The 20019-nt window shown below is 66.8% G+C and carries 16 protein-coding genes; 6 read left to right on the forward strand and 10 right to left on the reverse strand.

The features are described from left to right. The first annotated feature begins 133 nt into the window (after window positions 1–133). The 6 genes from tkt (at window position 134) to pgl (ending at window position 8394) form a co-directional block, all read left to right on the forward strand. Entirely contained in the window at window positions 134–2227 is a 2094-nt protein-coding gene (gene tkt, locus RHM57_RS07810; RefSeq protein WP_134448684.1) for a transketolase, read from the forward strand. A 94-nt stretch (window positions 2228–2321) separates the two neighbouring features. After that, a complete protein-coding gene (gene tal / locus RHM57_RS07815; RefSeq protein ID WP_134448685.1) occupies window positions 2322–3461 on the forward strand; it encodes a transaldolase in 1140 nt (379 codons plus the stop codon). Next, a complete protein-coding gene (locus RHM57_RS07820; RefSeq protein WP_322189701.1) occupies window positions 3458–5062 on the forward strand; it encodes a glucose-6-phosphate isomerase in 1605 nt (534 codons plus the stop codon). The genes tal and RHM57_RS07820 overlap by 4 nt, the downstream gene beginning before the upstream one ends. Before the next feature lie 61 nt (window positions 5063–5123). Continuing rightward, a complete protein-coding gene (gene zwf / locus RHM57_RS07825) occupies window positions 5124–6665 on the forward strand; it encodes a glucose-6-phosphate dehydrogenase (RefSeq protein WP_134448687.1) in 1542 nt (513 codons plus the stop codon). Next, window positions 6662–7627 carry a glucose-6-phosphate dehydrogenase assembly protein OpcA gene (locus RHM57_RS07830; protein WP_134448688.1) on the forward strand — a complete coding sequence of 322 codons (966 nt, stop codon included), beginning with the start codon at window positions 6662–6664 and terminating at the stop codon, window positions 7625–7627. Before zwf ends, RHM57_RS07830 begins: the two co-directional genes overlap by 4 nt. Then, window positions 7624–8394 carry a 6-phosphogluconolactonase gene (pgl, locus tag RHM57_RS07835; RefSeq protein ID WP_134448689.1) on the forward strand — a complete coding sequence of 257 codons (771 nt, stop codon included), beginning with the start codon at window positions 7624–7626 and terminating at the stop codon, window positions 8392–8394. The genes RHM57_RS07830 and pgl overlap by 4 nt, the downstream gene beginning before the upstream one ends. A gap of 72 nt (window positions 8395–8466) precedes the next feature. On the opposite strand, the gene RHM57_RS07840 is transcribed toward pgl, so the two are convergent. The 10 genes from RHM57_RS07840 to uvrA all read right to left on the reverse strand — a co-directional run bounded on the left by RHM57_RS07840 (window position 8467) and on the right by uvrA (window position 19969). After that, on the reverse strand, window positions 8467–8835 hold the full coding sequence (locus tag RHM57_RS07840) for an RNA polymerase-binding protein RbpA (protein WP_134560126.1): 369 nt from the start codon (window positions 8833–8835) through the stop codon (window positions 8467–8469). Window positions 8836–8914: 79 nt separating this feature from the next. Continuing rightward, on the reverse strand, window positions 8915–9166 hold the full coding sequence (gene secG / locus RHM57_RS07845) for a preprotein translocase subunit SecG (protein WP_134448691.1): 252 nt from the start codon (window positions 9164–9166) through the stop codon (window positions 8915–8917). 129 nt (window positions 9167–9295) lie between these two features. After that, window positions 9296–10090, reverse strand: a complete 795-nt coding sequence (tpiA, locus tag RHM57_RS07850) for a triose-phosphate isomerase (protein ID WP_134448692.1) — start codon at window positions 10088–10090, stop codon at window positions 9296–9298. Continuing rightward, a complete protein-coding gene (locus tag RHM57_RS07855; RefSeq protein ID WP_322189702.1) occupies window positions 10081–11295 on the reverse strand; it encodes a phosphoglycerate kinase in 1215 nt (404 codons plus the stop codon). The genes tpiA and RHM57_RS07855 overlap by 10 nt, the downstream gene beginning before the upstream one ends. A gap of 12 nt (window positions 11296–11307) precedes the next feature. Continuing rightward, a complete protein-coding gene (gap, locus tag RHM57_RS07860) occupies window positions 11308–12315 on the reverse strand; it encodes a type I glyceraldehyde-3-phosphate dehydrogenase (protein ID WP_134448694.1) in 1008 nt (335 codons plus the stop codon). Between the two features lie 93 nt (window positions 12316–12408). After that, window positions 12409–13035 carry a superoxide dismutase gene (locus RHM57_RS07865; protein WP_134561132.1) on the reverse strand — a complete coding sequence of 209 codons (627 nt, stop codon included), beginning with the start codon at window positions 13033–13035 and terminating at the stop codon, window positions 12409–12411. A gap of 101 nt (window positions 13036–13136) precedes the next feature. Then, complete coding sequence (gene whiA / locus RHM57_RS07870) at window positions 13137–14117, reverse strand: DNA-binding protein WhiA (RefSeq protein ID WP_134448754.1); 981 nt, start codon at window positions 14115–14117, stop codon at window positions 13137–13139. Between the two features lie 95 nt (window positions 14118–14212). Beyond that, window positions 14213–15085 carry an RNase adapter RapZ gene (gene rapZ, locus RHM57_RS07875; RefSeq protein WP_134448696.1) on the reverse strand — a complete coding sequence of 291 codons (873 nt, stop codon included), beginning with the start codon at window positions 15083–15085 and terminating at the stop codon, window positions 14213–14215. Window positions 15086–15148: 63 nt separating this feature from the next. Further along, on the reverse strand, window positions 15149–17050 hold the full coding sequence (gene uvrC, locus RHM57_RS07880) for an excinuclease ABC subunit UvrC (protein ID WP_322189703.1): 1902 nt from the start codon (window positions 17048–17050) through the stop codon (window positions 15149–15151). Window positions 17051–17101: 51 nt separating this feature from the next. Beyond that, window positions 17102–19969 carry an excinuclease ABC subunit UvrA gene (gene uvrA / locus RHM57_RS07885; protein ID WP_134448698.1) on the reverse strand — a complete coding sequence of 956 codons (2868 nt, stop codon included), beginning with the start codon at window positions 19967–19969 and terminating at the stop codon, window positions 17102–17104. Between the last annotated feature and the right edge of the window lie 50 nt (window positions 19970–20019).

Consider the following 20019-nt stretch of genomic DNA (forward strand, 5'->3'; position numbering starts at 1 on the left):
GCGCGTGTCGGTGCGTCCTGGAAAATGGGCATTCGCCTGCCGCGCCGGATGACGTCGATGTCCACGGGCGCGCTCAATCCAACGGGTGCGGGTTTCCAAGGCCTGCCCTAGCTTGACGAAGGGTAACTACGAAGTGGCAGCACTGCAGTGGGATTCGATTGACAACAGGGCGGTCGACACGGCTCGCATTCTCGCGGCGGACGCCGTGGAGAAGGTCGGGAACGGCCACCCGGGCACGGCGATGAGCCTCGCCCCCGTCGCATACCTTCTCTTCCAGAAGGTCATGCGCCGCGATCCCTCTGACAATGAATGGATCGGCCGCGACCGCTTCATTCTCTCGGTCGGCCACAGCTCCCTGACCCAGTACGTCCAGCTCTACCTGGGCGGTTACGGCCTCGAGCTCGACGACCTCAAGGCTCTCCGCACCTGGGGTTCCAAGACCCCCGGTCACCCGGAATACGGCCACACCGACGGTGTCGAGATCACGACGGGCCCGCTCGGCCAGGGCCTCGCGTCCGCCGTCGGCTTCGCATACGCGTCCCGCTTCGAACGCGGACTGTTCGACCCTGAGACCGCGGCGGGCGAGAGCCCCTTCGACCACTTCGTCTACGTCATCGCGGGCGACGGCGACATGCAGGAGGGCATCACGAGCGAGGCATCCTCCCTCGCCGGCCACCAGCAGCTCGGCAACCTGATCGCGATCTACGACTCCAACCAGATCTCGATCGAGGACGACACCAACATCGCCTTCACCGAAGACGTCGCCGCCCGGTACGAGGCCTACCACTGGCACGTGCAGACCGTGGACTGGAAGAAGACCGGCGAATACGTCGAAGACCTCCACGCCCTCAACGACGCGATCGACGCGGCGAAGGCCGTCACGGACAAGCCGTCGCTGATCATCCTCAAGACGATCATCGGCTGGCCGAGCCCGAAGAAGCAGAACACCGGCAAGATCCACGGCTCGGCGCTCGGCGCCGCGGAACTCGCAGCCGTGAAGGAGGTCCTCGGCTTCGATCCGGCCGAGAACTTCTTCGTCGCCCCCGATGTCATCGAGCACACCCGCGAGGCGCTCACCCGCGGCTCCGACGAGCATGCCCGGTGGACGGTGCAGTTCGACGCCTGGGCCGCCGCGAACCCGGACGGCAAGGTCCTCCTCGACCGGATCCTGGCCGGCGACCTGCCCGAGGGCGTGGATGCCGCGCTGCCCGTCTTCGAGGCCGGCACCGAGGTCTCCACCCGTGCAGCTTCCGGCAAGGTCCTCACCGCGCTCGGCGCCGTGATCCCCGAGCTCTGGGGCGGTTCCGCCGACCTCGCCGAGTCGAACAACACCACCATCGGCGGTGCCCGGTCCTTCATTCCGGCCGAGCACTCGACCCACGAGTGGACCGGCAACGAGTACGGCCGCGTCCTGCACTTCGGGATCCGCGAGCACGCGATGGGCGCGATCCTGAACGGCATCGTGCTGCACGGCAACACCCGCCCGTTCGGTGGCACCTTCCTGATCTTCAGCGACTACATGCGCCCGGCCGTTCGCCTCGCTGCGCTGATGAAGGCGCCGTCGATCTTCGTCTGGACCCACGACTCCGTCGCCCTCGGCGAGGACGGCCCGACCCACCAGCCGGTCGAGCAGCTCGCGACCCTCCGCGCCATCCCCGGGCTCGACGTCGTGCGCCCCGGCGACGCCAACGAGGTCTCCTGGGCGTGGAAGACGATCCTCGAGCGCCGCGAAGGCCCCGCGGGCATCGTCCTCACCCGCCAGAACATCCCCGTGTTCGAGCGCGGCGACGGCGACGCGAGCGGCGAGGTCTTCGCCTCCGCCCGCAACGTCGCCAAGGGCGCGTACATTCTCGCCGAAGCGCCGAACGGCACCCCCGACGTCATCCTGATCGCCACGGGTTCCGAGGTCCAGCTGGCCGTGAACGCCCGTGCGGCGCTCGCGTCCGAGGGCATCAACGCCCGCGTCGTGTCTGCGCCGAGCCTCGAGTGGTTCCGGGAGCAGACAGCGGAGTACCGCGAGTCCGTGCTGCCCGCCGGCATCACCGCCCGCGTGTCCGTCGAGGCCGGTATCGCGCTGACCTGGGACCGCTACGTCGGCGACCGCGGCCGCAGCATCTCGATCGAGCACTTCGGCGCCTCCGCAGATTACAAGACGCTGTTCCGTGAATTCGGAATCACCACCGAGGCCGTCGTCGCCGCCGCGAAGGACTCGCTCGCCGCTCACTGAGCTCCCCGCCGGGCGGGGAGCCTGCGGCAACGCTGAGCTCCCCGCCCGACTCCCGCACACGTCACACACCATGTATCACAAGGAGATTGTCCCCATGACCGATACCACCCCCACCGCCGAGCTCTCCGCCGCCGGCGTCAGCATCTGGCTCGACGACCTCTCCCGCCAGCGCATCGCCTCCGGCGGGCTGCAGGACCTCATCGACACCAGGAACGTCGTCGGCGTCACGACGAACCCGACCATCTTCGCCGGCGCGCTCAGCAAGGGCGAAGCCTACGTCGACCAGGTCGCCGCCCTCGCCGCGTCCGGCGCGACCGTGCAGGAAGCCGTCTTCGAGATCACGACCGACGACGTCACCGCAGCGAGCGACATCTTCCGTCCCGTCTACGACCGCACCAACGGTGTCGACGGCCGCGTCTCGATCGAGGTCGAGCCCGGCCTCGCCCACGACGCCGCCGGAACCGTCGCCCAGGCCCAGGAGCTGTGGGCCAAGGTCAACCGCCCCAACGCCATGATCAAGATCCCCGCGACCATCGAGGGCCTCGAGGCCATCACCGCGACGATCGCCCTCGGCATCAGCGTGAACGTCACCCTGATCTTCAGCCTGCAGCGTCACCGCGAGGTCATCAACGCGTACCTGTCCGGCCTCGAAAAGGCCAAGGCCGCCGGGATCGACCTGAGCACGATCCACTCCGTCGCGTCCTTCTTCGTCTCCCGCGTCGACACCGAGATCAACCAGCGCCTCGAGGCCATCGGCACCGAGACGGCGATCGCCCTCAAGAGCAAGGCCGGCGTCGCGAACGCGCAGCTCGCATACGAGGTCTTCCAGCAGGCCTTCTCCACCGAGCGCGCCCTCGGCCTCCTCGCGGCCGGCGCCAACAAGCAGCGTCCGCTCTGGGCGTCGACGGGCGTCAAGGATGCAGCGCTCCCCGACACCCTCTACGTGACGAACCTCGTCGCGCCCGAGGTCGTCAACACCATGCCGGAGAAGACCCTCGACGCGACCTTCGACCACGGGGTCATCCCGGCGGACTCGATCACGGGCGCATACGACGAGGCGAACGCTGTCCTCGACGCCCTTGCGAACGAAGGCGTTTCCTACGTCGACGTCACGCAGGTCCTCGAGTCCGAGGGCGTTGCGAAGTTCATCATTTCCTGGAACGAACTCCTCGACACCGTGACGGTTGCCCTGGACGCAGCCAAGAACAACGCGGAAGCCCCGTCGGCCCTGTGAGTTTCCGCATCGCGGTGACCGGGGCGGCGGCCGATGCGGCACGCCGAACCGTTCCCACCCTGGTGTCCGACCTGGTCGCCTCGGGGATCACGGCCCTCGACCCCGCACTGTGGGGCCCTGAGGCCGAGTCCGAGGCGGCCAAGCGTCTCGGCTGGACCGAGTCCGTTGCCGTTTCACGCCCGCTCGTCCCGGAGATCCTCGCTCTCCGGGCGACCCTGGCCTCGGCCGGTGTCACCCGGATCGCGCTCGCCGGCATGGGCGGTTCCTCGCTCGCACCGGAGGTCATCACCCGCACGGTCGGCGTCGCGTTGACCGTGCTCGACTCGACCGACCCCGGCCAGGTACTCGCGGCCCTCGACGACCACCTCGCGGAGACGGCGCTGGTCGTCTCCTCGAAGTCCGGGTCGACCGCGGAGACCGACAGCCAGTGTCGCGTGTTCGAACGCGCCTTCCGGGAAGCCGGCATCGACCCCATCGGCCGCATCGTCGTCGTGACCGACCCCGGTTCGCCGCTCGACACCTCCGCTCGGGCGGCCGGCTACCGCGTCTTCAACGCGGACCCGACCGTGGGAGGACGTTTCTCCGTGCTCACCGCGTTCGGGCTGGTTCCATCGGGACTCGCCGGCGTCGACATCGGTGAGCTGCTCGACGAGGCGGAGGCCGTTTCGCTCGCGCTCGCGGTCGACAGCCCGGAAAACCCCGGGCTCATCCTCGGCGCCGCGATCGCTGCGACGGAGCCACGGCGTGACAAGCTCGCGCTCGTCGCAGACGGCACCCACATCGTCGGGTTACCTGACTGGGCGGAACAGCTCATCGCGGAGTCGACCGGCAAGATCGGCACCGGAATCCTCCCCGTTGTCCTCGAGCTCGGCGCCCCCGAACTCACCGAGAACCTCCCGGACCTGCAGGTCCTGCGCCTCGTCGAGGACGCGGGCACCACGATCTTTCCCGCGGACGGCACCGATGAGATCCGCGTGAGCGGCACCCTCGGCGCACAATTCCTGGTCTGGGAATACGCCACCGTGGTCGCTGGACGGCTGCTCGGGATCAACCCCTTCGACCAACCGGACGTGGAGGCAGCCAAGGTCGCCACCCGCGCGCTGCTCGACGGCCGACCCGAGCCGGCGCCCGCGGCGTTCATCTCCGACGGCATCGAGGTGCGCGGCACCGCACACGTCATCGGCGCGGCGAGCGACCTCGCCTCAGCGATCGACGCGCTCCTCGAGGAGCTCGGCCCCGACGGGTACGTCTCCGTCCAGGCCTACGTGAACCGCCTCGAGCTGCCACAGCTCGCCGGCATCCGTGACCTGGTCGCGAAGCTCTCGAAACGTCCCGTCACATTCGGCTGGGGCCCCCGGTTCCTGCACTCGACCGGCCAGCTCCACAAGGGCGGTCAGCCATCCGGTGTGTTCCTGCAGATCCTCGCGACCGCACAGGAGGACCTGTCGATTCCGGATCGTCCGTTCACCTTCGGCGAACTCATTCAGGCGCAGGCCAGCGGCGACGCGAGTGTTCTCGCTCAGCACGGCCGTCCGGTGCTCACCCTCACTCTCACCGACCCCGCGGCGAATATCGCCGCCCTGTTCGGCGCCCTCAAGTAGAAGTCGTCCCCTGCAGCGGGGCCTGCTCCGGCGGGCCTCGTTGCCACAGAAAAGGAGTTGCATGTCCCCGGTGGAAATCACCCCGGAGTTCAATCCGCTGCGGTCGTCCTCTGATTACCGTCTGAATCGCATCGCGGGGCCCTCGAGCCTCGTGATCTTCGGCGTAACCGGCGACCTGTCCCGGAAGAAACTCATGCCCGCGGTCTACGACCTCGCCAACCGCGGACTCCTTCCGCCCGGATTCGCCCTCGTCGGCTTCGCGAGGCGCGACTGGGACGACGAGGACTTCTCCCAAGTGGTCCACGACTCGGTCAAGCAGTATGCCCGCACCGAGTTCAACGAGGATGTCTGGGCCCAGCTCTCCGAGGGCATCCGCTTCGTGCAGGGCACCTTCGACGACGACGACTCCTTCGAACGGCTCAAGGACACCATCGCCGAGCTCGACCGCGAGCGGGGCACGATGGGCAACCATGCGTTCTACCTGTCGATCCCGCCGAAGGCGTTCCCGCAGGTCGTCGGCCAGTTGCGCCGGTCCGGCCTCGCCGAGCAGAAGGACGGCCAGTGGCGTCGTGTCGTGATCGAAAAGCCCTTCGGCAGCGACCTGAAAACCGCCCGTGAGCTCAACGACGTCGTCGAATCCGTGTTCCCGCCCGACTCCGTGTTCCGGATCGACCACTATCTGGGCAAAGAGACGGTGCAGAACATCCTCGCGCTGCGCTTCGCGAACCAGCTCTACGAACCGATCTGGAACTCGAACAACGTCGACCACGTGCAGATCACGATGGCCGAGGACATCGGCGTCGGAGGACGCGCGGGCTACTACGACGGAATCGGTGCCGCCAGGGACGTGATCCAGAACCACCTCCTGCAGCTCCTCGCCCTCACGGCGATGGAGGAGCCCATCTCCTTCGACGCGGCCGACCTGCGCACCGAGAAGGAGAAGGTCCTCGCATCCGTCCGGCTCCCGGACAACCTCGCGACCGGAACCGCCCGCGGCCAGTACGCCGGCGGTTGGCAGGGCGGTGAGAAGGTTCTCGGATTCCTCGAAGAGGACGGAATGGACCCGGAGTCGCTCACGGAAACCTACGCGGCGCTGCGCCTCACCATCGAGACGCGCCGCTGGTCCGGCGTGCCGTTCTATCTGCGGGCAGGCAAGCGACTCGGCCGCAGGGTGACCGAGATCGCTGTCGTGTTCAAGCGCGCCCCCCAGCATCTGTTCGCCAAGGAGAACACGGCTGCCCTCGGATCCAATGCACTCGTGATCCGGGTGCAGCCCGACGAGGGCGTCACGATCCGCTTCGGCTCCAAGGTCCCCGGCGTCGGCATGCAGGTGCGCGACGTCACGATGGACTTCGGCTATGGCCATGCCTTCACCGAGGCGAGCCCGGAGGCGTACGAACGGTTGATCCTCGACGTGCTCCTCGGCGACCCGCCGTTGTTCCCCCGTCACGAAGAGGTCGAACTCTCGTGGAAGATCCTCGACCCGGTCGAGAAGTTCTGGTCCGAGCAGGGCCAGCCCGAACAGTACCGCCCCGGAACCTGGGGCCCCTCGTCCGCGGACGAGCTCTTGGCCAGGGACGGCCGTCAATGGAGGCGCCCATGATCGTCGATCTGCCAGACACGAACACCTCGAAGATCTCGAAGGCCCTCGTCCGCATCCGGGAAGAGGGCGGCGCCGTCGCCCTCGGCCGGGTGCTGACCCTGATCATCGCGTCGACCATGGGACGCGAGGAGGAGGCCATCGAGGCCGCAAACGACGCATCCCGTGAACATCCGATGCGCGTCATCGTCGTCTCCACCCAGGAAGAAACCGAATCGGAGACCCCCGTCGACGCGAAGGTCGACGCGGAGATCCGCGTCGGCGGAGACGCCGGGGCGAGCGAAGTCATCGTGCTGCGCGCGTACGGCGAAGCCGCGAGCGACCCGGAGAGCCTGGTCACAGGCCTCCTGCTGCCCGATGCCCCCGTCGTGACGTGGTGGCCGGGCGTCGCCCCCGTCATCCCGGCGGACTCTCCGCTCGGGCGCCTCGCCTACCGGCGGATCACGGATTCCTCCGCCCAGCCGGACCCGCAGGCCGCCCTGCACCGGCTGTGCTCCTCGTACCGCCCCGGCGACACCGACTTCGCCTGGACGCGGCTCACGCTCTGGCGGGCACAGCTCGCCGCCGTTCTCGACCAGCCGCCGTACGAGGCCGTCACAGCCGTCCAGGTCTCCGGCGCGGCCGACTCCCCCTCGACGACGCTGCTCGCCGCCTGGCTGCAGCTCCAGCTCGCCGTGGACGTCGACTACGAGTTCACCGGTGGGGCCAAAGCGAGCGGAATCCACGGCGTGCACTTCACCCGGGCATCCGGTGTGATCTCGCTCGAGCGTGAACTGCCGGGCATCGCAACCCTCACCCAGCCCGGCCAGCCCGTGCAGGACCTCACCCTCAAGCGCCGCAGCCTCCGGGATTGCCTCAGCGACGAGCTTCGCCGGCTCGATCCCGACGAGTTGTATGGTGAAGTGATCACCCGCGGACTGCCGAACCTGGACGCGGTTGCAGACAAAACCGGAGGACGACCGTGACACACGAACGACGCGTACTAGTGCATGCAGACCGGGCGGCCCTCGCCGCATCGGTCGCGGCACGATTCATCACCACCGCGGTCGACCTCCTCCACGAGGAGGGCGACATCCATGTCGTCCTCACCGGGGGAAGCGTCGCGACAGAGGTGCTCGACGCTGTCAACGCTTCCGCGGCCAGGGACACCGTCGACTGGGAGCACGTGAACTTCTGGTGGGGCGACGAACGCTGGTTGCCGTACGCCGACCCGGAACGCAACGAACTCCAGGCCCGTACCGCACTCCTCGACCACCTCGACATCCCCGCGGAGAACATCCACCCGTTTGCGTCCTCCGACGGACCGCTCGACCTCGACGCGGCCGGAGCGGCCTATGCGGAGGAGCTCGAGGCAGCCTCGAACGACGGAACCGTGCTGCCGCGCTTCGATATCACCTTCCTCGGCGTCGGCCCGGACGGGCACATCGCCTCGCTGTTCCCGCACCTCCCGGGAATCCGCGAGGACACCGCGAGCGTGCTCACGGTGCGCAACTCCCCCAAGCCCCCGGCCGAACGGCTCACCCTGAGCCGCCCTGCCCTGAACTCGTCGCGCTGCATCTGGCTGGTCCTCGCAGGGCCGGACAAGGCATCCGCCCTCGGGCTCGCACTCGCCGGTGCCAGCAGGGACGAGGTTCCTGTTGCGGGCATCAAGGGGCGCCGCTACACGAACTTCTTCGTGGACCGGGAAGCGGCCGCAGAGGTACCGGAGAACCTGACCGCGTCGTCGTTCTGACACCGTTCGCGCACGAAAAAGCCCCGACCGAGGTCGGGGCTTTTTCGTGTCCGATGGACGAAAGGACCGGAGCTAGTTGGTGGCGGAGAGCTTGCCGCGGCGAATGCGCAGCTGCAGCAGGGCTTCCTCGAGAAGGGAGTCCGCTTCCTCTTCCGTGCGGCGCTCCTTTACGTAGGCGAGGTGCGTCTTGTACGGTTCGAGCTTCACGACGGACGGCGGGTTCTCCTTGTCGCGGCCGGCCGGAAGCCCAGAGGACGGGCAGTCGATCGTCTCGGGGATTTCATCATCGGGCAGGTTCGCCGCGAAGTAGCGGACGGTCTCGTTGCCGAGAGCGTCCCAGTAGGAGACGCGGATCCGGTCCGCCTGGAAACCGCGGTCCTGCTCCCCCATGGGGCCGGCTCCGACCCTGGATCCACGAATTGCGCTGCCACCAGATGCCATTGTGTTCCTCCATGAAAGGCGATTGTGCTTGTGGCCGCACGGCCACGGGTGTGGGAAAAGCGAAGGGGGTGTGAGGGAGTTACAGTGCCGTGTCGAACTTGGTGATGAGGCCCAGGACGACGATGCACGCGATCCAGAGGACGGCGAGGATCACGGTGATGCGATTGAGGTTTCGTTCCGCAACGCCGGAGGCGCCGAGGTTCGAGGTGACGCCGCCACCGAACATATCGGAGAGGCCACCACCACGGCCCTTGTGCAGGAGGATGAGCATGGTGAGCAGGAGGCTCGTCAGTCCGAGGACAACCTGCAACACGACCTGGAGAATCTGCACGCGAAACCTTTCAGAATGGTGGAGTTTCTCCACCGGGATCAGTGATCATCATAGCCTGACTGACGAACCAGCCCGCCTCCCCTGGTCGGGGTGGCGGGCTGGAGCGGTGATATCAGGTGGAACTTCGGGCTAGACGCCCACGTGCTTCTGGAATCGGACGATGCTCGAGAACTCGTCGATATCCAGGCTTGCCCCGCCGACGAGCGCTCCGTCGACGTTGGGTTCGCGCATGTAGCCCGCGATGTTGACGCCCTTCACGGAACCGCCGTAGAGGATGCGGGTCTTGTCGGCCACATCCTGTCCGAGGGTCTCGCTGAGGACCAGGCGCAGCTGGGCTGCGACCTGTTCGGCCTGCTCAGGCGTTGCCGCCTGGCCGGAGCCGATGGCCCACACGGGCTCGTATGCCACTACGATGTCGGCCGCGCTGTCGATGCCGGACAGTGCGGTGCGCAGCTGGGCGACAGGGACGGCGCTCGGACCGTGCAGTTCCAGGTCCGCGGCGGTCTCGCCGACGCAGATGATCGGAACGAGTCCGTGCTTGACGGCGGCGGTGACCTTCGCGGCCACCTCCTCGTCGTTCTCACCGTGCAGCGTGCGACGCTCGGAGTGCCCGATGAGCACGTACGTGCACTCGAGCTGAGCGAGGAACGCGCCGGAGATCTCACCCGTGAAGGCGCCGGAATCGTGCGCCGAGACGTCCTGCGCGCCGAAGACGACGGGCAGCTTGTCGGCTGACACGAGCGTCTGCACGGAGCGAAGGTCGGTGAACGGCGGGAACACCGCAACCTCGACGGCCGCGAAGTCGTGCTTGGCGTCCTTGAGGTTCCAGGCGAGCTTCTGCACGAACGCGATGGCCTGGAGGTGATCCAGGTTCATCTTCCAATTGCCTGCAATCAGCGGGGTGCGCTGAGTGTTTACTGCCATCCGAGGACCTCCAGTCCTGGGAGACGCTTGCCTTCGAGGAACTCAAGGCTCGCGCCGCCACCGGTAGAAATGTGACCGAACTGGTCGTCCGTGAATCCGAGCGTGCGCACGGCGGCGGCGGAATCGCCACCTCCGACGACGCTGAGACCGTCAACCTCTGTGAGTGCGGCGGCCACCACACGGGTGCCCTCAGCAAACGGTGCGAGCTCGAACACGCCCATGGGGCCGTTCCAGAACACCGTCTTCGATGCGCGGATGATCGCGGCGAATGCCGCCGCCGTGTCCGGTCCGATGTCGAGGCCCAGACCGGTGGCACCGAATGCGGTGTCCTCGATCGAGTCGGCAGCGGTGACCACGTGCTCGGCGTCAGCTCCGAATTTGGAGGCGACGACGACATCCGTCGGCAGGACGATCTTCACGCCCAGGCGCTCGGCCTCGACCAGGTAACCGCGAACGGTTTCGATCTGGTCGGCCTCGAGCAGGCTTGCGCCCACCTTGTGGCCCTGAGCTGCGAGGAAGGTGAAGAGCATTCCGCCACCGACGAGCAGCGAGTTGACCCGCGGCAGGAGGTGACCGATCACGCCGAGCTTGTCCGACACCTTCGAGCCGCCGAGGACGACCGTGTACGGCGCCTCCGGCTTTTCGGTGAGACGGTCGAGCACGTCGAGCTCGGCAGCGATCAGCAGGCCGGCAGCGCTCGGCAGGATTGCTGCCAGGTCGTACACGCTTGCCTGCTTGCGGTGAACGACGCCGAAGCCGTCAGACACGAGGACGTCGCCGAGGGCGGCGAGCTCGGTCGCGAAGGCGACCCGCTCTGCGTCGACCTTGCTCGTCTCCCCCGGGTTGAACCGGAGGTTTTCGAGCACGACGACGTCGCCGTTGGACAGCGCGCCGACGGCGGCCTTTGCGGCGTCACCGACGGTGTCGGTCGCGAAGGCGACGTCGTGTCCGAGCAGTTGCGCAAGGCGCACTGCGACGGGCGCGAGGCTGTACTTCTCTTCCGGTGCACCCTTCGGCCGTCCAAGGTGGGAGACGATGACCACGCGGGCGCCCTGTTCGAGCAGCGCCTTGATGGTCGGGAGGGACGCGCGAACGCGACCATCGTCCGTGATCTCGCCGTCTTTCAACGGCACGTTCAGGTCACAGCGGACGATGACGCGTTTTCCGGTGAGCAGCCCCAGCGATTCGATTGTACGAAGCGTCACTGCGGGCCCCTGCTACAGGCTCTTGGCGACGAGCGCGGTGAGGTCAACCATGCGGTTGGAGTAGCCCCACTCGTTGTCGTACCAGGACGACAGCTTGACCTGGTCGCCGATGACGCGCAGCAGGCCGGCGTCGAAGATCGAGGAGTGCGGGTCCGTCACGATGTCGCTGGAGACGATCTCGTCCTCCGTGTACATCAGGATGCCCTTGAGGGGACCGGACTCCGCAGCAGCCTTGTAGGCAGCCTTGATCGCTTCGATCGTGACGGGGCGCTCCGCGATGACGGTGAGGTCGGTGATGGAACCGGTGGGAACCGGAACGCGCAGTGCGAAGCCGTCAAGCTTGCCCTTGAGCTCGGGGAGGACGATGCCGAGGGCCTTGGCCGCACCGGTCGAGGTCGGGATGATGTTGATGGCTGCGGCGCGGGCGCGACGCAGGTCGGAGTGCGGGCCGTCCTGGAGGTTCTGGTCGGCGGTGTACGCGTGGATCGTCGTCATCAGGCCGGACTTGATGCCGAAGTTGTCGTTGAAGACCTTGGCCAAGGGCGCGAGGCAGTTCGTGGTGCAGGACGCGTTGGAGATGATGTCGAACTTGGCCGGGTCGTAGTCCTGCTCGTTGACACCCATGACGATCGTCGCTGCGTCGCCTGAGGCGGGAGCGGAAACGATGACCTTCTTGGCGCCTGCGGTGATGTGCTTGCGCGCATCCTCTGCCTTGGTGAAGCGGCCGGTGGACTCGATGACGATGTCGACGCCCAGGGCGCCCCAGGGAAGGTTGGCCGGGTCGCGCTCGGCGAGAACCTTAATCGGCTTGCCGTTGACGAGGATGGAGTCGCCCTCGACGGAAACGGTGGCGTTCAGGCGTCCGGTGATGGAGTCATATTTAAGAAGGTGGGCCAACGTCTTCGTGTCGGTCAGGTCGTTGACGGCGACGATCTCGATGTCGCTGCCCTGCGCCAGGGCGGCGCGAAGATAATTGCGGCCAATGCGGCCAAAGCCATTAATACCGATCTTTACAGACACGAATGTCTCCTAATCTTGTGCGCCGAAGCGCGGTTTCTTGTGGGTGAAATACACGGGGGACGGGCCCCTCACGGGGCCCGTCCTACGGCTGCGCTATGAGAGCAGCAGAAGCCCGTTGGTCTTTTCGCGAGCGATCGTGAATCGGTCCTGGACGTTCGCCCAGTTGACGATGTTCCAGAATGCCTTCACGTAGTCCGCACGCACGTTGCGGTAGTCGAGGTAGTACGCGTGCTCCCAGACGTCGAGCATGAGTACCGGAATCGTGCCGGCTGCGAAGTTCGACTGCTGGTCGAAGAACTGCTGGATGATCAGGCGCTGCCCGATCGAATCCCAGGCGAGCACCGCCCAGCCGGATCCCTGCACACCGAGGGCTGCCGCCGTGAAGTGCGCCTGGAACTTGTCGAAGGAACCGAAGAAGTCCTCGATGGCGCTCGCAAGCTCGCCTGTGGGCTTGTCGCCGCCGTCCGGGGAGAGGTTGGTCCAGAAGATGGAGTGGTTGACGTGACCGCCGAGGTTGAAGGCGAGGTCTTTTTCAAGCTTGTTGACGTTGGCCAGCTGGCCGGAGTCGCGAGCTTCCGCAAGCTGCGCGAGGGCGGTGTTCGCGCCGGTCACGTAGGCCTGGTGGTGCTTGCTGTGGTGAAGTTCCATGATGGTGCCGCTGATGCTCGGCGCGAGCGCCGAGTAGTCATAGGCGAGAGCGGGCAAAGTGTATTCAGCCATTCATATCTCCTCTGTCGAGTTGGCGCGAAGTACTCCGCCACGAGTGTGTAAGCGACGTTTCAAGTCTACTCAGGTCAGGGTGCCCCGCTGACGAGGGGGCCTCAAACATCGTCGAGGTCAGCCGGAAGGTTCGCATCGGTTCCGGGGATCCCGAGGTCGACGGCCTTTTTGTCCGCCATGGCGAGCAAGCGGCGGATGCGTCCGGCGACGGCGTCCTTCGTCATGGGCGGATCGGCGTGGTGGCCCAGTTCGTCGAGGCTGGAGTCGCGGAACGAGAGGCGCAACTCGCCTGCGTAACGGAGGTGTTCCGGAATATCGCTGCCGAGGATTTCCATCGCGCGCTGCACGCGGGCGCACGCCGCAACGGCGGCCTGCGCGCTGCGGCGGAGGTTGGCGTCGTCGAAATTGACGAGGCGGTTGGCCGTTGCGCGCACCTCACGGCGCTGTCGGAGCGCTTCCCAGTTGAGCACGGTCTCCGCCGCACCCATGTGCACGAGCATGGCGCCGATGGCGTCGCCGTCGCGGATCACGACCCGGTGCACGCCCCGCACCTCACGGGCCTTGGCGACGACGCCGAGTCGACCGGCCGTACCGACGAGGGCCATCGCGGCCTCGTTGCCCGGGCAGGTCACTTCGAGGGCCGCCGAGCGACCGGGATCGGTGAGGGAGCCGTTCGCGAGGAACGCACCGCGCCAGACGGCGGCGATCTCTTCCTTGGACCCCGTGGTCAGCCGGTTCGGCAGACCTCGGATGGGGCGTCGCCGGGCGTCGAGCAGGCCGGTCTGTCTGGCCAGGGTTTCTCCCCCATCGAGCACGCGCACCAGGAAGTGGCTGGTGCGGCGCAGGCCGGATGCCGAAATCACGGAGACTTCGCTGCGGACGCCGTAGAGTTCGGCGAGGTCCTTCCGCACCCGGCGGGCGAGGAGTGCGGTGTCGAGCTCGGATTCGATCGCGATCCGGCTGTTGATCATGTGCAGGCCGCCGGAGAATCGCAGGATCGTCGCGAGCTCCGCCGCCCGCACCGTGGTCTTCGACACGTCAACCCGTGCAAGTTCATCTTTGACGTCGGCCGTGAGTGCCAATCGTTTGTCCATTCTGTCGTACTGACCCCAAAATGGGTCGGTCTGTGGTCTGTGTGGCCCGGCGCAGCCCGCGGGGCGGCGCACCGGGCGGGGTCTTACTCCCGGCCGAGGTCGCGATTCTTGAGGCTTATCGCGACTCCGGGCAGATCGCCGATCCGGCGAGCGATTTCGCGGGCCATCGCCACCGAGCGATGCTTGCCGCCCGTACAGCCGATGGCGATGGTGGCGTGGCGTTTGTTCTCGCGCTGGTAGCCCGCCAGCACCGGTGCGAGCGCCAGGGAGTAGTGCTCGATGAAGTCCAGGGCGCCTTCCTGGGCCAGCACGTAGTCCCGCACTTCGGGGTCCTGTCCGGTGTGGGAGCGGAGTTCGGGCACCCAGAACGGATTCGGCAGGAAGCGGACATCGGCGACCATGTCGACATCCGTGGGAAGACCGTACTTGAAGCCGAAACTCATGACCGTGACGTGCACGCCTGCGGCATCTTCGGCCGCGAAGCGTTCGCTGATGGTCGTCGCGAGCTGGTGGATGTTGAGGTCGGACGTGTCGATGACCATGTCGCACGATTCACGGACGGCGCGCAACCGGGTGCGTTCGGCGTCGATGCCATCGAGGATGGTGCCGTCGCCCTGCAGCGGATGCGGACGGCGCACGGACTCGAAACGCCGCACGAGGACGTCGTCCCTGGCCTCGAGAAAGATCACGCGCAACTGGGAGCCGTTGCGGAGGGACTGCACGATCTCCTGGAAGTCCGCGAAGAAGTCACGGCCGCGGATGTCCACGACGGCGGCGATCTTGGGCAGGCTCGTGCCCGCCTTGCCGGCGAGTTCGACGAGCGGGCGCAGCATTTGCGGCGGAAGGTTGTCGACGACGTACCAGCCGAGGTCTTCGAGGGCGTTGGCCACTGTCGAACGCCCGGCCCCGGACATTCCCGTGACGATAAGCATTTCCTGCTTGTCGTTCTCCGTCATCCTGGGGGTGCGCCTTCTGTCGGTGGTGGGCCTGTCAGTCCAGCCTACCGACCGAGATCGGTTTCAGGCGCGAAAGTGCTGGTGGATCGTCGCCGCGAGGCCTGGTCCGATGCCGCGGACCTCCGCGATTGCCTCGATGGGGGCCTCTTTGAGCCGGGCGACGGATCCGAAATGCTGCAACAGCACTTTGACCCGTGCCGGGCCGAGGCCGGCGATCTCGCCGAGGACCGTTGCGATGTCGCGTTTGCGGCGGGCGCGCTGGTGGGTGATCGCGAAGCGGTGGGCCTCGTCCCGGATCCGCTGGATGAGGAAGAGTGCGTCGCTGTTGCGCGGCAGGATGACGGGATAGTCCGAGTCCGGCAGCCAGATCTCCTCGAGGCGCTTGGCGATGCCGCACAGCTGGATGCCGATGACCCCGGATTCGCGAAGCGCCCTGGCCGCCGCAGCGACCTGCGGCTGGCCGCCGTCGACGATCAGGAGGTTCGGCTGGTACCGGAACTTCTTGCGTCTGGCCGGCGAGTCCGGCGACGCACCCGCGGGATCCGGTGCGGGCTCCGTGCCGGCATCCGTTGCAGGGCCGTCGTCTGGCACGAGGTAGGCGAGGCGCCTGGTCAGGGTGCGGTAGATCGAGTCGGTGTCATCTGTGGACTCCGGGATGCTGAAGCGCCGGTATTCGTCCGTGCGTGGAAGCCCGTCTTCGAAGACCACCATCGAGGCGACGATGTTCGTGCCGCTCAGGTGCGAGACGTCATAACACTCCATTCGGAGCGGCGCCGAGTCCATACCGAGCGCCTCCTGGATGTCCTCGAGCGCCTTGGAGCGTGCGACGAAGTCGGAGCTGCGGCGGGTCTTGTAGAGCATCAGTGCCTGCCGTGCGTTCTGGGTGGCCGTCGCGAGCAGAGCGGCCTTCTCGCCGCGCTGGGCGGCCACGAGGTGCACCTTGCGCCCGGCGATGCCGCCGAGCCATTCTTCGAGCGCTGCGGAGTCGTCAGGAAGCAACGGGACGACGACCTCCCGCGGCGGCACGGCGTCCCTGGAGTATGCGGTCTGCAGCAGGGAATCGATCAGCTCCCCTGTTGTCAGGTCCAGCTCCTTGTCGACGACCCAGCCGCGGACACCGCGGATCCGGCCGCCGCGCACGATGAACAGCTGCACAGCCGCAGCGAGCTCGTCCTCCTCGACGGCGAACAGGTCGATGTCGACGTTGTCACGCAGCACGACCGCACTCTTCTCGAGCACGTTCGTGAGCGCCTTGACCTGGTCCCGCCGTTTGGCCGCGAGCTCGTACTGCTGGCCGAGGGCAGCGGCCTTCATCTCGTTGGTCAGTCGGTTGATCATGGTGCGGTCCTGGCTCGCCATGAAACTCACGAATTCGTCGACGATGACGCGGTGCTCCTCGATCGAGACCTTCTGGGAGCACGGGCCGAAGCAGCGGCCGATCTGACCGGCGAAACACGGTTTCCCCGATTGCATGGCGCGTTTGTAGTTGGCGTTGTTGCAGGTGCGGATCGGGAAGGCCTTGAGCATCAGGTCGATCGTCTCGTGAACGGCCCAGACCTTGGGGTACGGGCCGAAATAACGCGCGCCGCGGATGCCGGTGGTGCGGGTGACGAGGGCGCGCGGCGCCTCGTCTGCGAGGGTCACGGCGAGGTACGGGTAGGACTTGTCGTCCTTGAACTGCACGTTGAACGGCGGGTCGAACTCGTTGATCCAGGTCCATTCGAGCTGGAGGGCCTCGACCTCGGTTCCGACTGTGGTCCACTCGACGGACGCGGCCGTCGTGACCATGCGCCGGGTGCGCTCGTGCAGGCTGCTGAGCGGCGCGAAGTAGTTGCTGAGGCGGGCGCGCAGGTTCTTGGCCTTGCCGACGTAGAGCACCCGCCCGGTCTCGTCGCGAAAGCGGTACACGCCAGGGACCGTGGGGATCTCCCCCGCCTTCGGCCGATAGCTCAACGCGTCCGACATGAACTCTCCTGGTACTTCCCCGCGCCGGACAGAAACCGGCCGAACAGAATTTTAGCGCGCCGCCAGGATCTCTTTGAGGAAGGTGCCCGTGTGGCTCTTCTTGACGGTCGCGATGTGCTCCGGTGTTCCGGTCGCGAGCACGCGCCCGCCGCCGGACCCGCCCTCCGGCCCGAGGTCGATCACCCAGTCGGCCGATTTGATCACGTCGAGGTTGTGCTCGATCACGATCACGGTGTTGCCCTTGTCGACGAGACTGTTGAGCACCAGCAGGAGCTTGCGCACGTCTTCGAAGTGCAGCCCGGTCGTGGGTTCGTCGAGCACGTAGACGCTGCGGCCGTTCGAGCGACGCTGGAGTTCGGTGGCGAGCTTGACGCGCTGCGCCTCACCTCCGGAGAGCGTCGTGGCGCTCTGGCCGAGGCGCACATAGCCGAGTCCGACCTCGACGAGGGTCTTCAGGAAGCGGTGGATCGCCGAGATCGGCTCGAAGAATTCCGCAGCCTCGCTGATCGGCATGTCGAGGACCTCGGCGATGTTCTTGCCCTTGTAGTGAACGGTGAGGGTGTCGCGGTTGTACCGCGCTCCCCCGCAGACCTCGCACGCGACATAGACGTCGGGCAGGAAGTTCATCTCGATCTTGATCGTGCCGTCGCCGGAGCAGGCTTCGCAGCGGCCGCCCTTGACGTTGAAGCTGAACCGGCCGGGCAGGTAGCCCCGCGCCTTCGCCTCGATCGTCTCCGAGAAGAGGGTGCGGATCTTGTCGAACACGCCCGTGTACGTCGCCGGGTTGGACCGAGGGGTGCGGCCGATCGGGGCCTGGTCGACGTGGATGACCTTGTCCAGCTGCTCGAGCCCGGTGACCCTGGTGTGCTTGCCGGGGAGCTTGCGGGCGCCGTTCAGCCGGTTGGCGAGCACCCGGTAGAGGATGTCGTTGACGAGGGAGGACTTTCCGGAGCCGCTCACGCCGGTGACGGCGGTGAAGGTGCCGAGCGGGAACGTCACGGAGACCTTCTTGAGGTTGTTCGCCTCCGCCCCGATCACGTTGATCTGGCGGTCAGGGTCGATCGGCCTGCGCGTCTCAGGCGTCTCTATCGACTTGCGGCCGGCGAGGTAGTCTCCCGTGAGCGACTCCCGGTTCTCCAGGAGGCTCGCGTAGGAGCCGGAGTGCACGACGTGGCCGCCGTTCACGCCGGCGCCGGGACCGATGTCGACGATCCAGTCGGCCATCTTGATGGTGTCCTCGTCGTGTTCGACGACGATGAGGGTGTTGCCGAGGTCGCGGAGGGCGACGAGGGTCTCGATGAGTCGCCGGTTGTCCCGCTGGTGCAGGCCGATGCTCGGCTCGTCGAGCACGTAGAGCACCCCGGTCAACCCGGAGCCGATCTGCGTGGCCAGACGGATGCGCTGGGCCTCTCCGCCGGAGAGGCTCGCGGCTGCGCGGGCCAGGTTCAGGTAGTTGAGGCCGACCCGGATCAGGAAGTCCAGCCGCGCCTTGATCTCGCGGAGGACCTGGGCCGCGATCATGGCCTCACGGTCGGTCAGTTCGAGCAGGTCCATGAACGACCGGGCGTCCGCGAGGCTCAGGTTGCAGACATCCGCGATGCTGGAGCCGTGGATCAGCACGGCGAGGACCTCGGGCTTGAGCCGGGTGCCCGAGCAGACCGGGCAGTCGATCTCGCGGAGGTACTCGCCCCAGCGGGCCCGCTGGGTGTCGGACTCCGCCTGCAGGTACTGGCGTTCGATGTACGGCACGACGCCTTCGAAGCCGGAGGTGTAGCTCATCTCACGGCCGTAGCGGTTCTTCCACTTCACGCGGACCTCGAAGTTGTCGCCGCGGAGCACGGCATTCTGCACGTCGGGCGTGAGTTCGCCCCAGGGGGTGTCGAGTGAGAAGTCGAGGTCGTGCGCGAGGCCGTCGAGCAGCTTCTCGTAGTACTGGAAGAGTCCCTTGCCCTGGGTGGTCCAGGGCAGCACGACGCCCTCCGCGATGCTGAGCTCAGGGTCGCCGAGAAGGAGATCCTGGTCGACGGACATTCGCGTGCCGAGGCCGGAGCACTCGGGGCAGGCGCCGAAGGGCGCGTTGAAGGAGAAGGTGCGCGGTTCGATCTCGGTGAGCTGCACGGGGTGGTTGTTCGGGCAGGAGAGCTTCTCGGAGTAGCTCTGCCACGCCGCGTCACCCTCCCCGTCGACGTAGTTGATCTGGACGATGCCGTCGGTGAGTTTGAGCGCGGTCTCGAGGGAGTCGGTCAGGCGGCTGAGGAGTTCCGGCGCCGCGACGAGGCGGTCGACGACCACGGAGATGTCGTGCTTGAGCTGCTTCTTGAGCGTCGGCGGTTCGCTGAGCTGGATCTGGGTGCCGTCGACCATGGCGCGGGAGTAGCCGCCGGCGGCGAGCTCCTTGAACAGGTCGACGAACTCGCCCTTCTTCTGGGAGACGACCGGGCTCAGGATCTGGTACCGGGTGCCCTGCGGAAGTTCCATGAGCTGGTCGGCGATCTGCTGAACGGTCTGGGCCTGGATGACCTCGCCGCAGACGGCGCAGTGCGGCACTCCGATGCGCGCCCAGAGCAGGCGCATGTAGTCGTAGACCTCGGTGATCGTGCCGACAGTCGACCGCGGGTTGCGGTTGGTCGACTTCTGGTCGATCGAGACGGCGGGGCTGAGCCCCTCAATGAAGTCGACGTCCGGCCGGTCGACCTGGCCGAGGAACTGGCGTGCGTACGCGGAGAGCGACTCGACGTAGCGGCGTTGCCCCTCCGCGAAGATGGTGTCGAACGCGAGTGAGGACTTGCCCGAACCGGACAGTCCCGTGAAGACGACCAGGGAATCCCTGGGGATCTCCAAATCGACGTTGTGCAGGTTGTGCACACGCGCACCGCGGACACTGAGCTTGGACCCGGACGTTACCTTGGAAATTGACACCGTTCGAGTCTATTGAGTGCCACCGACACTCCTGCGCCCCGGACGCACGC

It is taken from the genome of Cryobacterium sp. 10S3, from assembly GCF_034344045.1.
GTDB lineage: Bacteria > Actinomycetota > Actinomycetes > Actinomycetales > Microbacteriaceae > Cryobacterium > Cryobacterium glucosi.

Coding starts and splice junctions, on each gene's coding strand:
- tal (WP_134448685.1), top strand. CDS start 2,322: ATGACCGATACCACCCCCACCGCCGAGCTCTCCGCCGCCGGCGTCAGC.
- zwf (WP_134448687.1), top strand. CDS start 5,124: ATGTCCCCGGTGGAAATCACCCCGGAGTTCAATCCGCTGCGGTCGTCC.
- RHM57_RS07830 (WP_134448688.1), top strand. CDS start 6,662: ATGATCGTCGATCTGCCAGACACGAACACCTCGAAGATCTCGAAGGCC.
- RHM57_RS07840 (WP_134560126.1), bottom strand. CDS start 8,835: ATGGCATCTGGTGGCAGCGCAATTCGTGGATCCAGGGTCGGAGCCGGC.
- tpiA (WP_134448692.1), bottom strand. CDS start 10,090: ATGGCAGTAAACACTCAGCGCACCCCGCTGATTGCAGGCAATTGGAAG.
- RHM57_RS07865 (WP_134561132.1), bottom strand. CDS start 13,035: ATGGCTGAATACACTTTGCCCGCTCTCGCCTATGACTACTCGGCGCTC.
- rapZ (WP_134448696.1), bottom strand. CDS start 15,085: ATGACGGAGAACGACAAGCAGGAAATGCTTATCGTCACGGGAATGTCC.
- uvrC (WP_322189703.1), bottom strand. CDS start 17,050: ATGTCGGACGCGTTGAGCTATCGGCCGAAGGCGGGGGAGATCCCCACG.